General features: G+C 69.2%; 10 protein-coding genes. 3 read left to right on the plus strand and 7 right to left on the minus strand.

Annotated elements, in window-relative coordinates; translation table 11 throughout:
* From Q0C81_RS07495 to Q0C81_RS07510, 4 genes are all read right to left on the minus strand, one after another.
* A partial coding sequence (locus Q0C81_RS07495; RefSeq protein ID WP_291835820.1) for a PTS transporter subunit EIIC occupies positions 1-369 on the minus strand: 369 nt, incomplete at its 3' end.
* The gene (gene ptsP, locus Q0C81_RS07500; RefSeq protein ID WP_367117983.1) at positions 366-2,906 is read right to left on the minus strand and encodes a phosphoenolpyruvate--protein phosphotransferase; all 2,541 of its coding nucleotides are present in this window, start codon (positions 2,904-2,906) and stop codon (positions 366-368) included. The genes ptsP and Q0C81_RS07495, both read right to left, overlap by 4 nt.
* A complete protein-coding gene (locus Q0C81_RS07505; RefSeq protein ID WP_291835826.1) occupies positions 2,906-5,032 on the minus strand; it encodes a family 20 glycosylhydrolase in 2,127 nt (708 codons plus the stop codon). The genes ptsP and Q0C81_RS07505 overlap by 1 nt, the downstream gene beginning before the upstream one ends.
* A 128-nt stretch (positions 5,033-5,160) precedes the next feature.
* A complete protein-coding gene (locus Q0C81_RS07510) occupies positions 5,161-7,914 on the minus strand; it encodes a TonB-dependent receptor (protein WP_291835830.1) in 2,754 nt (917 codons plus the stop codon).
* Between the two features lie 255 nt (positions 7,915-8,169).
* Here Q0C81_RS07510 and Q0C81_RS07515 point away from each other — a divergent pair, with 255 nt between their 5' ends.
* From Q0C81_RS07515 to nagA, 3 genes are read left to right on the plus strand one after another with little or no spacing between them, the layout of a single operon-like run.
* Positions 8,170-8,910, plus strand: a complete 741-nt coding sequence (locus tag Q0C81_RS07515; protein WP_291835833.1) for a GntR family transcriptional regulator — start codon at positions 8,170-8,172, stop codon at positions 8,908-8,910.
* A complete protein-coding gene (locus Q0C81_RS07520) occupies positions 8,910-9,941 on the plus strand; it encodes an SIS domain-containing protein (RefSeq protein ID WP_291835836.1) in 1,032 nt (343 codons plus the stop codon). Before Q0C81_RS07515 ends, Q0C81_RS07520 begins: the two co-directional genes overlap by 1 nt.
* The gene (gene nagA, locus Q0C81_RS07525; protein WP_291835840.1) at positions 9,941-11,095 is read left to right on the plus strand and encodes an N-acetylglucosamine-6-phosphate deacetylase; all 1,155 of its coding nucleotides are present in this window, start codon (positions 9,941-9,943) and stop codon (positions 11,093-11,095) included. The genes Q0C81_RS07520 and nagA overlap by 1 nt, the downstream gene beginning before the upstream one ends.
* Before the next feature lie 27 nt (positions 11,096-11,122).
* Here the strand turns inward: nagA and lldD are convergent, their stop codons facing one another.
* The 3 genes from lldD to Q0C81_RS07540 all read right to left on the minus strand — a co-directional run.
* Positions 11,123-12,265: an FMN-dependent L-lactate dehydrogenase LldD gene (gene lldD, locus Q0C81_RS07530; RefSeq protein ID WP_291835843.1), complete on the minus strand. Its 1,143-nt coding sequence runs from the start codon at positions 12,263-12,265 to the stop codon at positions 11,123-11,125.
* A 10-nt stretch (positions 12,266-12,275) separates the two neighbouring features.
* Positions 12,276-13,052, minus strand: a complete 777-nt coding sequence (locus Q0C81_RS07535) for an SDR family NAD(P)-dependent oxidoreductase (protein ID WP_291835846.1) — start codon at positions 13,050-13,052, stop codon at positions 12,276-12,278.
* Positions 13,053-13,069: 17 nt separating this feature from the next.
* The coding region (locus Q0C81_RS07540) for an IclR family transcriptional regulator C-terminal domain-containing protein (protein ID WP_291835849.1) at positions 13,070-13,560 on the minus strand (491 nt) is incomplete at its 5' end.

Below are 13,560 nucleotides of genomic sequence, written 5' to 3' on the forward strand. Positions count from 1 at the left end.
TCCCAGCCGCGACAGGGCCTGGTCCTTGAAGGCCTTCGACGCCGCATCGACGGCGTCGCCGCTGAGACCCGCGACCACCTCGGGCGGCACGCTCAGCAGGACCTTGGACGCCTCGACCGAGATCAGGAAGCAGACCACGCCCGCCAGGCCGGCGGCGCCGTTGTTGTCCTTGGCCAGGCCGACGGCCACGCCGACCGCGAACAGCAGGCCCAGGTTGGCGAAGATCGCCTGCCCCGCCGCCGAGATGAAGGCGATGTCCATGAGGTCCGGCTGGCCCAGACGCAGCAGCAGACCCGCGACCGGCAGGACGGCGATGGGCAGCATCAGGGCCCGGCCGAGCGGCTGCAGGCTGGACAGTCCGATCTTCATGCGACCGCTCCGACGACATGGGATTTGAGCAGGGCCGCCAGACGCTCGTCGGCCAGGGCGCGCACGGCCTCGGCGTTGTCCAGCGTCAGGGCCTGGGCCGCCAATGCGCGGCAGTCGGCCAAGGTCATGGACCGCACCACGGCCTTGATCTCGGCCACCATCGACGGCGTGGCCGACAGCTCAGTGACGCCGAGCCCGATCAGGATGGGCGCGGCCAGAACATCGGAGGCCAGTCCGCCGCAGACGCCGATCCAGCTGGTGTCTGCGGCCCCCGCCGCGGTCTGCGCGATCAGGCGCAGGACGGCCGGGTGCAGGCTGTCGAGCTGGGCCGCCAGATGGGCGTTCTGGCGATCCATGGCCAAGGCGTACTGGGTCAGGTCATTGGTGCCGACCGAGACGAAGTCGATGTGGGGCGCCAGCAGGTCAGCGGTCATGGCCGCCGCCGGCGTCTCGATCATCACCCCCAGCAGCGGCGTATGACCGCCGGTCTCGCTCGCGGCGATATCCAGCAGGGCGCGGACCTGACGCACCTCGGACGCCGAAGCGATCATCGGCAGCATGACGGCGACCGTTCCGGCCGAGCGCACCCGGCAGACGGCACGCAGCTGGGTCAGCAGAAGGTCGGGCCGGTGCAAGCCCGCCCGGACGCCCCGCAGGCCCAGAGCCGGATTGTCCTCCTGCGGCATGGGCAGATAGGGCATGGGCTTGTCGCCCCCCGCATCGAGGGTGCGGATGACCAGCGGTCGTCCGTCCAAGGCGTCGGCGATGGCCTGGTACTGGACCAGTTGCTCGTCTTCCGTCGGGGCGCTCTGGCGTTCGAGGAAGAGGAATTCGGTCCGCAGCAGGCCGCAACCCTCGGCGCCCCCGGCCACGGCGGGCGCGGCCTCGGTCACGGCGCCCAGATTGGCGAAAACTTCGATGCGGACGCCGTCGGCGGTGCGGCAGTCGTCGGAGGCCAGGGCGTGCGCCTCGGCCCGGCGGCGGTCGCGGGCGGCGACGCCGCTCTGGGCGCGCGCCTGACGGGCGGCGGAGGGGTTGGCGACCAGTCGCCGGCCGTCGGCGTCCAGCACCACCAGGGCCCCGTCCTCGACCCGGTCCAGACCCGGTCCCACGGCGACCAGGGCGGGCACGCCCATGGCCGCGGCCAGGATGGCGACGTGCGAGGTCGGTCCGCCGCGGGCGGTGCACAGCCCCGCCACCTTGACCGCGTCCAGCGCGATCAGTTGAGACGGCAGCAGGTCGTCGGCCAGGATGACCGATCCGGTCCCCAGCACCACGGGCGCCGGCGCGGCCTCGCCCGACAGTTCGATCAGGACCTGACGCTCCAGATCCATCAGATCGTCGGCGCGCTCAGCCGTGCGGGCGTCGCCCAGCGACCGGAACAGGGCCACCCCGCCCTGCGTCGCCTTGCGCCAGGCGAAGCCGGCGCCGGCGCCCGCGTCGATGGCCTCCTGCGCCGCGGCGATCAGGCCGGGGTCATCAAGGAAGGCCAGATGGGCCGCCAGAATGGCGCGACGATGCGCGCCGCCGCCAGCCACAGAAGCCTCGATGCGGCCACGCACCGCGCTCAGCGCCTGTTGCAGGGCGGCCTGCTCCAGTTCGACGCCGCGCCCCTGTTCCGGCGTTTCAATCTCGGCCTGACGCAGACGAACGGCGCGGCCAATCGCCAGACCCGGCGCCGCCATGACGCCCGAGAAGATCAGTTCGCCGTCCTCGCCCGCGGCCGGACCGGCTGGAGCCTCAGGCGTTTCGGCGGCGTGGGCGACGGGCGCGCTCTCGCCGCCCTCACCCAGACCGGACAGGATCAGGGTGGCGATCGCCTCCAGCGCCGCCTCGGCCTGCGGACCGCTGGCGCTCAGGATCAGGTCGTCGCCATCCTTGAGCCCCAGGGTCATCATGGCCGTCAGGCTGGCGGCGTCAGCGCTGCGGTCGCCCAGGATCAGCCGGACCCGGGCATCGAAACCCTTGGCGGCGGCGGCGATGCGCGAGGCCGGGCGGGCGTGCAGGCCATGCGGCAGCGGCGCACGCACCGCTCGGGTCAGCGCCGCCTGTTCGTCGCCCGCCATCGCACCGAAGGCGGCCGTTGGACGCACCGCCATGATCGGCTCGCCCGCCACCACGAGACGGTTCAGGGGCAACAGGCGGACCTCGCCCTCATTAGCCAGCAGAACCGGCGAGATCAGGCTCTTCGCGCCTCCCACCACGACGTCCATGTCCAGCGACAGCAGGAGATCGCCGGTGCGCACCCGCGCGCCCTCCGCGACATGGGGGGTGAAGCCCGCGCCGTTCAGAGAGACCGTCTCCAGTCCCAGATGGATCAGGATTTCCGGCCCGTCGTCCGAACGCACGCTGACGGCGTGGCCGGTGCGGGCCAGGCTCGAGACTACGCCGTCGAAGGGCGCGCGGACCGTCAGGCCGGTCGGGTCGATGGCCAGTCCCTCGCCGACCATGCGCGCAGCGAAGGCGGCGTCCGGGACCTCGTCCAGTGAACAGACCCAGCCGTCGATCGGCGCGTGGACGATCAGTTCCGGCGTCATCATTCGTCCTCGGGCTTGGTCGGATCGGACAGGCGCACCCAGTCGACGCCCCACATCGGATCCAAGTCTTTCTGCGTGAAGCGCAGGCACAGGTCGTGCGCGCCCGAGTGAACGGGCAGGAGTCCGGAGAGCGTGGTGATCCCGTCGTTCCCGGCGGCCGAGGCCAGGGGAATGATCAGCGCGGGTTCGCCCTCGCAGCCGTCGATGCGGACCTCCAGCTCGCCCTCCGGCGTGCGCGGGGTCCCCAGGCGGATCTTGTCGCGGTCAGCGCCGATCTGGAAGTTGAAGGGAACCTGGCCGACGGCGGCCTCGAAGCGCACGACATGGCGGAGGTCCGCCGACTGATAGATCCAGCAGGGATTGAGGATGTCCATCAGCAGGGCCGCGCGCTCGCCCTCCAGCGGGGCGTCATCGATCAGCGACAGCGGCAGGGCCGCACTGCACAGCTTCATCTGATGGTCGTAGCGGCGCTGGCCGTCGGCGGGCGGAACGGCGGCGACCTCGGTCAGGCCGCTGGTCGCATAGTCGATGCCGAGCGTGCGATAGCGCACCAGCTGCGGATCCAGCCGCGTGCGGAAGTCGGCGAAGTCCAGCCGCTCATGCGGGGTCCAGGCCATTTCGGCCAGGGCCGATAGACGCGGGAAGGCCTGGTATTCGACCCGCTCGTCATCACGCATATGCTCGGTGAACAGGTTGGCCTGCACCCCGAGGACGCGGCGCGCCTGCTCCGGGGTCAGTTCGTCCGGTGTCGGATCAAAGGAATAGACGTCGCGCAGGGACGAGGTGAAGCCGCGGCCCGGCGCCCCGTCGTCGGCGCTCTGGCGGTTGTCCAAGTAGAGGACCGGCGCCGGAGACATCACCGTGTCATGGCCCAGGCGCGCCGCCTCGATGGCTCCCTCGACGCCGCGCCAGGACATGACGCTGGCGTTCGGATTGATGCCGCCCTCGAGGATTTCGTCCCAGCCGATCATGCGCCGGCCGTGGTCGTTGAGTCGCTTTTCCAGACGGGCGACGAACCAGCTCTGCAGCTTCTCCTCGTCCGTCAGCCCGAGTTCCCGCATCCGCTCCTGAACGCGGGCCGAGGCCTTCCACTGATCCTTGACCGCCTCGTCGCCGCCGATGTGGACGTACTCGCCGGGGAACAGATCGACGACCTCGTCCATCACATTCTCGAGGAAGACCAGCGTCGGCTCCTCGACGTTGAACAGGGTCGGATAGACGCCCCAGTCAGCGGGCACGACCGGTACGGAGCCGCCGGGCACGTCGGTCACACCCAGCTCGGGATAGGCGGCGACCGCCGCGCTGGCATGGCCGGGCACGTCGATCTCGGGCACCACCACGATGTTACGGGCCGCAGCATAGGCGACGATGTCGCGTACATGATCCTGTGTGTAGACGCCGCCGTAGAGGCGCGGGCGGCCAGTGGCCGGGTCGATGTCCTTCTGCGCCGCCGCGCCCGCATGGACGCGCCAGCCGCCGACCTCAGTCAGCCTGGGATAGCGTCTGATCTCCAGCCGCCAGGCCTGGTCGTCGGTCAGGTGCCAGTGGAAGACGTTGAGCTTGTGCAACGCCATCCAGTCGATGAATTCCTTGATGAACTCCGGCGACTGATAGTGGCGGGCGGAATCCAGCATGACGCCGCGCCAGCCGAAGCGAGGGGCGTCCTGGATGGCGATGGCGGGAATGGCCACCGGCCCCTGCCCCGGCTCGGCGGTGGCCAGCTGCCACAGGCTGACCGCACCATACAGGAGGCCGCCGAAGTCGCCGGCGGTGATCACCGCGCCCTGCGGAGTCACGTCCAGGCGATAGGCGTCAGCGGTCGATCCGGCGTCATGGCGGAAGACGACGGCGCCGGGCGCGGCCTCGCCTTCGCGCACCGTCAGGGTCAGGCCACGCGTGCGCTGCATGAGTTCCGCGAAATGCGCCGCCGCCCGGGCGGCCTCGGCGTCGCCACGCGGCGTCAGGATCGCCGTTCCCGCGGTGATCCGGAATGCGCCGGGTATCGCCGTCACTGACTGGGGCCTGGGAATGATCGAGCCCGTCGTCGTCTGCGCCAATGCCGGCGCCGCCGCCGCCAGAGTGCAGATCAGGGCGAACGCCGTCGCCGATCGCGCGATCAGGGTCATCGCAGTCTCGCAGCTGGAGAAAGGGCGCGCGGGACGTGGGACGCCCCGCGCCAGTCTGGCCTCAGGAGGAGACCTTGGCGACAGGCTTTTGCGAGGACGACGGATCATCGCCCTCGCAAAACCGGGTCCTAGAACTCGATCGCCAGCGTCGCCATCAGCTTGCGGCCCGTACGATAGACGCCGCGCGGCAGGTCCACCGTATTGGCGTAGGCGTAGTACTCGCTGTCGAGCAGGTTCTGGCCGGACACGGTCAGGCTGACGCGGTCATTGAAGGCATAGCCCGCCGTTGCGTCCAGGGTGTCGACGTCACGCACATACATGGCGTCGCCGCGGTCCAGGCCGGTGAAGTACCGCGACCGCCACGTGTAGGTCACACGGGCCGAGAAGGCGCCGTTCTCATAGAAGGGGCTGAGATTGACCTGGTGCTTGGAGTTGAACGGCAGATCCTGGCCGTTGTCCGCCTCGCCGTCGACCAGGGTGTAGTTGGCCAGCAGGCCGAAGCCGTAGGCGTAGTTCTGCTGATACGCGAGCGACAGCCCCTTCAGTTCGGCCGAGCCCGCATTGGTCGGACGGCTGATCTGGTAGGTGGTGACGGCGTTCTGGGCCTGGTTGAAGTGCTGCTCAGGCGCGGTTTTCTGCAGGATGTAGTTGGAGATGTCCTTGACGAAGACTTCACCCGACAGGATGGCGTTCTCGCCGAAATACCATTCGGCCGCGACGTTCAGGTTGGTCGACTCGTACGGATCCAGGTCCGGATTGCCGCCGCCGCCGTTCAGGATCTGGTCCGACAGCCAGAAGTAGTTGGACATGTCGGCGTAGTTCGGACGGGCGATGACCCTGGACGCCGTCGCACGGATGAGCAGATCGTCCGAGACGGTGAACACCAGGTTCAGGCTGGGCAGGAAGTCGTCGTACTCCTTGGTCGTCACGCTCCAGGCCCAGTCGGCGGCGGTCGTGCCGCAGCCGGTGGCCGTCTGGTTGACGCAGATGTAGCCGCCACTGTCCGATTCCGTCCGGACGTAGCGCAGGCCGATGTTGCCCCGCACGAAGTCGTTTTCGAAGTTCGCCTGACCGTAGACGGCGTGGATCGTCTCCTGGACGTTCCAGTTCTGGGCCGTGAACTCGGCGTTGCCGAACACGGTCGGCGTCGGCGCGGCCTGCCACGGACGCAGGTAGCCGCCGGACTGGATGTAGTCCGCCAGGGCGCTGCCATCGATGCGGAAGCGGCCGGTCATCTGGCCGTTCACGCCGTCGAAGCCGTCCAGATAGTTGCCCGGCACCTTGCGCGGGTTGAACATCGCCGCGCTGTCCGGCGCGCCGAAGATCTGGACCGTCACGCCCGACATGCGCTGGTCGGTTTCGTGCTTGCGGTATTTGTAGCCGAACTGCAGGCGGTCGAAGAAGCCGTCGCGGTCCAGACCGAAATCGACCTGGCCGTAGGTCTCCTTGTCCGTGGTCGGCTTGGAAACGATGTTGCCGCCCCAGCCGGCGTTGTAGCCGGTCGGGCCGACGGACGGATCGCCCGCGCCCCAGCCGCCGTCGAACGAGAATTTCGAGGCGTTGGACAGCACGTCGTTGTTGGCCGGATTGGTATAGGTCAGGACGCCCGGCGAACCCGGCGCGCCCCGGAAATCAACGCTGTAGTCGGCCCAGTTCAGGAACTCTCCGAACAGCTGGCGCTGGGTGCCGCCGTCGGCCTTGCTGTAGCCGATGTCGCCGGACAGATCCCAGCCCTCGCCCTGCCACCTGCCGTCCAAGTGATAGGAGTCCGTCGTCAGGGCGGCCTCGCGGTACTGGACGTCCAGCACGCTCAGCGCGTTCTTGAAGGCGGCGTATTTGATGACGCCGTCCTCGATCTGGATGTCGGTGAGGGCGCCCAGGCTGTTCCAGGTGTTGCCCTGGAAGGCGAACAGCGACTGGTTGGTGTTGTTGTAGGTCGCCTCGACGTGCAGCCAGTCGAAATTCAGGTCCAGCTGCTCGACCGGTCGCCATTGCAGGGCGACGGTATAGCTGTCGCGCTCACGGTCCTGCTCGAAGAAGTGGGTGCCGAACGAGTTCAGGCCGCGGGCGTTCGGATTGGCCAGCAGGGTCGAGGCGCAGGTCCCGGCGCAGTTGCCGTTGGTGATGGAGTTGGCGCCCGGGTTCTCCGGGTTGCCGCCGGCGTAGTAGTTGGCCGGGATGGTGCCGTAAGCTTCCAGACCGTCGCGGCGCAGGCCGTCCTTGGCGTGCTGATAGGAGACCAGGACGCCGAAGTTGCGGTCCTCGTTCCGCCAACCGGCCAGTAGCGAATACTGGGGGTCGGACTCTTCGGACCGGTCATTGTAGAGCCAGGTCGCGGCGCCCGAGAGGGTCAGGCCGTTGCCTAGGTCCAGCGGACGGCGGGTCAGGACGTCGACCGTGCCGCCGATGCTGCCTTCGTCGATGCGGGCTTCCGACGACTTGAAGACCTCGACCCGGCCGACGATCTGCGGCGCCAGAAGGGCGTAGTTGAAAGTCCGTCCCGGCTGATCGAGGATGAACCAGTCCGCCGAAGCGACCGTCTGGCCGTTCAGCAGGGTGCGGTTCAGGGCCGGGTCGGTGCCCAGGATCGAAACCTTCTCACCCTGGCCGAAGGCGCGGTCGATGGTGACGCCCGGAATGATGGTGATGGCTTCCGCCACGTTTGAGCTGGGGAATTTGCCCACGTCTTCGGCGGTGACGACATCGATGATGGCGTCCGCGTTGCGTTTGGTCTGCAGCGATTGCTGCAGCGAGGCGCGAATACCGGTGACGATCACATCGTCGATGACGGCGGGTTCCCCCGCGTCCTGTGCGGCGGCGGCGCCGGCGACAAGCGCCAGAGCGCTTACGGTTCCGGCCAGCAAGGCATGACGAAGACTCATGACGCCTATTCTCCCCTGATTGGACCTACCCCCGCAGGTCCAGAAAAGCCCAATTTAAGACCAATATGGTCCATTCCCCGACCGCGAATGCTGAATTGCGCCGCCGTTGACACGAGACTTTCATCAAACAATCACGACGCGCAAGACCAAAATGATAATTGGGCCTATTCTTTTATTATATTGGTACTTGATTGGTCGCATGACTTGCGTTCAGATGGGCGTATCAAACGGGCTGTTTGAATTGGACGGGGCGTAATGTCGTTTCTCGAAGCCATAGGCCCGCTGGACGCCCAGCGTCCGGCGCCGCTGTACCAGCAGCTGCAGCACGCCGTGCGCGAGGCGATCGAGCGTCACGCCCTGAAACCCGACGAGGCACTGCCGCCCGAACGCGACCTCGCCTCGGGCCTGGCGGTGTCGCGCATCACGGTGCGCAAGGCGTTCGACGGCCTGGTCGCCGAGGGCCTGCTGACCCGCCGCCAGGGCGCCGGCACCTTCGTCGCCGCCCGGGTGGAGAAGAGCTTCTCCAAGCTGACGTCCTTCTCGGAAGACATGGCCGCGCGTGGCCGCAAGGCGACAAGTTCCTGGCTGAACCGCAGCGAAGGCGCCGTGACGCCCGAGGAATCGCTGACGTTGGGGCTCAGCCCCGGCACGCCGGTCTATCGCTTCAGCCGCATCCGCTACGCCGACGGCCTGCCGATGGCGCTGGAGTATTCGACCATCCCCGCGGCCTGCCTGCCCGGCCTCGATGCGGTCGGCGCCTCGCTGTACCGCGCCCTGGCCGACACCGGCTACCGCCCCAACCGCGCGCTTCAGCGCCTGCGGGCCGTCCTGTTCAACGACGAGCAGGCCGAACTGCTGGGCACGACCGCTGGGGCGGCCGGGCTGCTGATCGAGCGCCGCGCCTTCCACGCTGGTCAGGCGGTCGAGGTCACCCAGTCCTACTATCGCGGCGACGCCTATGACTTCGTCGCCGAACTGAACGACGGCCCCGCCTGATGCGCGCCGAAGGCACGAAGATGTTCGCCGAGGCCGCCGAGGCCCCGGCCGTGGTCACCGCCCAGCTGCGTGACAACGCCGGGATCGTCGCCCGCGCCGCCGCCTATCTGCGCGCGCACCCGCCCACCGCCGCCCTGATCTGCGGCCGGGGCAGTTCGGACAACGCCGGGGTCTTCGCCCGCTATCTGATCGAGGCCGAGACCGGCGTCCTGACCAGTCCCACCCCTCTGGCTCTCAGCTCGGTCTACGGGCTCACGCCGCGCATTCCCGGCGGCGTCTGCTTCGCCGTCTCGCAGTCGGGCAAGAGCCCGGACCTGGTCGCCGCCGCCGCCGCCGCCAAGGCGGGCGGCGCCTTCGTCATCGCCCTGGTCAATGTTGAGGGCTCGCCCCTGTCGGACGTGGCCGACCTGACCGTTCCGCTGCGCGCGGGCCCGGAGCTGTCGGTGGCCGCGACCAAGAGCTTCATCGCCAGCCTCAGCGCCATCGCCCATCTGATCGCGGAATGGAGCGGCGACGCCGACCTGTCCGCCGGACTGAAGGATCTGCCGCGACAGCTGGACGCCGCCTGGAAACAGGACTGGTCCGCCGCCCTGCCCGCCCTGACCGATGCGACCAGTCTCTATGTCGTCGGCCGCGGCGTCGGCTTCGGCGTGGCCCGCGAGGCGGCGCTGAAGCTGAAGGAGACCTGCGGCCTGCACGCCGAGGCGTTCAGCACCGCCGAGGTCCGTCACGGCCCGATGGCTCTGGTCAAGACCGGCTTCCCCGTCCTGCTGCTGCCCCAGTCGGACGCGACGCGCGACGACGCCGAGGATCTGGCCGCCGACTTCGCCCGGCGGGGCGCCCGGGTCTTCTTCGCCGGAGCCACGACCGCGCCCGGCGTCGTCGCCCTGCCCACCGTGCACAGCCATCCGTGGCTTGAGCCGATCCTGCTGATCCAGAGCTTCTATCGGCTGGCGGCGACGCTCTCGACGGCGCGCGGCTTCGATCCCGACCGACCGCCCTATCTCAACAAGGTGACCGAGACCGTTTGATGCCCATCCTGCTGTATAACGGGCGGATTCTGGCCGAGGACGCCTTTCACCAGGGCCTAGCCGTGGTCATTGACGGCGACCGCATCGCCGCCGTCGGACCGGAAGCCGCCGTGCGCGCCGCGTTCCCGGAGGCGACGGATCACGACCTGAACGGCGACCCGCTGGTTCCCGGCTACATCGACACCCAGGTCAACGGCGGCGGCGGCGTCCTGTTCAACGACGCCCCCACGGTCGAGACCATCGCCCGCATCGGCGCGGCCCACCGGCGCTTCGGCACCACCGGCTTCCTGCCGACCCTGATCAGCGACGACCTGTCGGTCATCGACCGGGCCATCGACGCGGTCGAACAGGCCATGGCCGAGGGCGTGCCCGGGGTGCTGGGCATCCACGTCGAGGGCCCGTTCCTGAACGTCGCCCGTAAGGGCATCCACGACCCCAACAAGTTCCGTACCCTGGACGCCGAGGCCGTACGCCTGCTGACCCGGATGAAGGCGGGCCGGACCCTGATCACCCTGGCCCCGGAAATGACCTCGCCCGACATGATCGCGGCCCTGGTCGCGGGCGGCGCCGTGGTCGCCGCCGGCCATACGGACGCCGACCATGCGACGACCCGAACGGCGCTGGACGCCGGCGTGACCGGCTTCACCCACCTGTTCAACGCCATGTCCCCGCTGACCAGCCGCGAGCCCGGCGTGGTCGGGGCGGCGCTGGAGAACACTACCGCCTGGTGCGGGATCATCGTCGACGGCCACCACGTCGATCCGGTGGTGTTGAAGCTGGCGCTGCGCTGCCGCCCCGCCGACCGCTTCATGCTGGTTACCGACGCCATGCCCAGCGTCAATGCGGGCAGTGACCACTTTTACCTTCAGGGCCGCCGCATCTCGGTGAAGGACGGCGCCTGTCTGGACGAGCGCGGCGTGCTGGCGGGCTCCGACCTCGACATGGCCGCCGCCGTGCGCAACGCCCGCGACCTGCTGGACCTCGACCTGCCGACCGCCGTCATGATGGCCTCGGCCGCTCCGGCCGCCTTCCTGGGCCTGGAGCGCGAACGCGGCCGCATCGCGCCGGGGTTCGCCGCGGACCTTCTGATCCTCAACGAAGACCTGTCCGTTGCACAGAGCTGGATCGACGGCGCCCCGGTCCGTCACGTCTGACGCCGACGTCGGGCGACGCCCTTCGGTTCAACGCGCCAGCATTGTTCCGGAGATCGCATCGACCGAGGTCACCCCGGACAGGGCCATGGCGACGGTCATCTCGGCGGCCAGAAGCTCCAGGACGTGTGTCACGCCGGCTTCACCCCGCGCCGCCAGCGCATAGGCCCAGGCCCGTCCGATGAGGACGCCGTCGGCGCCGAGCGCGAGCATCCGCACGACATCCAGCCCGCTGCGCACGCCGCCGTCCGCCAGGACCGTGACCTTCCCCTGAACCGCCTCCGCGATCGCCGGCAGCGCGCGCGCGGACGACAGGGCGCCGTCCAGCTGGCGGCCGCCGTGGTTGGACACCACAAGGCCATCGGCGCCCAGGTCCACCGCCGCCCGGGCGTCCTCGGGGTCGAGCAGCCCCTTGATGATCAGGGGTCCCTTCCACTGATCCCGCACCCATTCCAGATCGCTCCAGGTCACGGAGGGATCGAAATTGTTCCGCATCCAGGCGAAGAAGTCCTCCAGGCCGGAGCCGTCGCCCAAGACCGGGGCCACATTGCCCAGGGCGTGCGGGCGTCCGTTGATCCCCACTTCCCACGCCCAGGCCGGCCGCTGCACCGCCTGCCAGATCCGCCTCACATCGCCCGCAAGCCCCGGCGCGCCGGCCAGGCCGGACCGGAGGTCGCGATAGCGCGATCCCGGCACCGGCATGTCGACCGTGAAGACCAGGGCGGGACATCCCGCCTCGGCCGCCCGCGTCAGAAGGTCCTTCATGAAGGCGCGGTCGCGGATCATGTAGAGCTGGAACCAGAACGGCGCCGGCGATCCTTTCGCGACCTCCCCGATCGGACAGGCCGAGACCGTCGACAGGGTGAAGGGCACGCCGAAGGCGGCCGCCGCCCGGGCCGCCTGAACCTCGCCGCGCCGGGCGTTCATCCCGGCCAGCCCGATCGGCGCCAGGGCGACCGGCAGGGCGCTCTTCTGGCCGAACAGGGTGGTCGACAGGTCGATGTTCGACACGTCGCGCAGCACGCGCTGGCGCAGTGCGATGTCCTGCAGGTCCGACACATTGCGGCGCAGGGTCGTCTCCGAATAGGAGCCGCCGTCGATGTACTCGAACAGGAAGCGCGGCAGTCGCCGCCGGGCGAGCTCGCGGTAGTCGCCGATGGATGCAGCCTTCATCGCCCGCGCCCTACTGGAAGTTCGCCAGGGCGCCGCCATCAACCAGCAAGGCCGCGCCGGACATGTAGGACGCCATGTCCGAGGCCAGGAAGGCGACGACGCCGGCGATGTCCTCAGGCCGGCCCAGCCGGCCCAGGGGAATGCGGCCTTCCATGTACCGGCGCTTGTCCGGATCGGCGAGATCGTCCTTGTTGATGTCGGTCGCGACCGTTCCCGGCAGGACGGAGTTGCACCGGATGCCATGCCGGCCCAGGGCGACGGCGCAGGACTGCATTAGGCTGTGCACCCCGGCCTTGGTCGGCGTGTAGTGGGTCTGCATCTCGCCGCCCACCAAGGCGGAGATCGAGCTGATGGCGACGATGGAGCCGCCCCGGCCCTCGGCGTCCCTGCCCTGCCTGACCATCTGGTTGGCCGCCGCCTGGACCATGAAATAGGCCCCGTGCAGGTTGACCTCCATCGTCCGGCGCAGGGTCTCGACCGGCATGTCGAAGAAGGCGTGGAACGGGCAGATGCCGGCGTTGGAGACGAAGACGTCCACCCGCCCGAACGCCTCGACCGCCGCCGCCACGAAGGCCGGCGCGCTCTCGGGCAGGGCCACGTCGCCGTCGACCGCGATCGCCCGCCGCCCCAGAGCCTCGACCGCCGAGAGCACGGCGGCGGCTTCTTCGGCGTCGTTGAAGGTGTTGATGGCGACGTCCGCACCCTGCCGCGCCGCTTCGATCGCGGTCGCCCGGCCGATCCCGCGCGAGGCGCCGGTGACCAGCACCACCTTGTTTTCAAGCAGCATGCGGACTCCGGCGGGGTTCAGGGTTTGGGCGACCAGCCGAGATCAAGGCTGATGGCGTTGGCGGCGTCCATGACCGTCACGGTCAGTTCGGCCATGCGGGCGTCGCTCATGTACTGGGCGGCGCTGGAGACGCTGATGGCGGCGATCACCTGGCCGTCCACCCCGCGCACGGGGGCTGCGACGCAGCGGATCTGGTCCTCGTTCTCCTCAAGGTCGAAGGCGTAGCCCTTGGCTGCATAGCCGCGCATCCGTTCCAGCCAGACGGCGCGGGCGGCGGAATCGAACGGCTGACCCTCCGGCGAATAGAAGTCCGTCCACTCCGCCTCGGTCTTGTCCAGGATCAAGGCCTTGCCCAGGCCCGTCGACGCGATCGGATGCCGCTCGCCCAGACGCGATCCGATGTTGATCCGCCGACGCCCGCCGACCTTGTCCAGGTAGAGGGCGTGGCGTCCGTCCAGCACGCCCAGATGCACGGTGTCCTCGGTGGTCGCCGACAGTTGCTCCAGCC

This window comes from Brevundimonas sp. (genome assembly GCF_023259385.1).
GTDB lineage: Bacteria > Pseudomonadota > Alphaproteobacteria > Caulobacterales > Caulobacteraceae > Brevundimonas.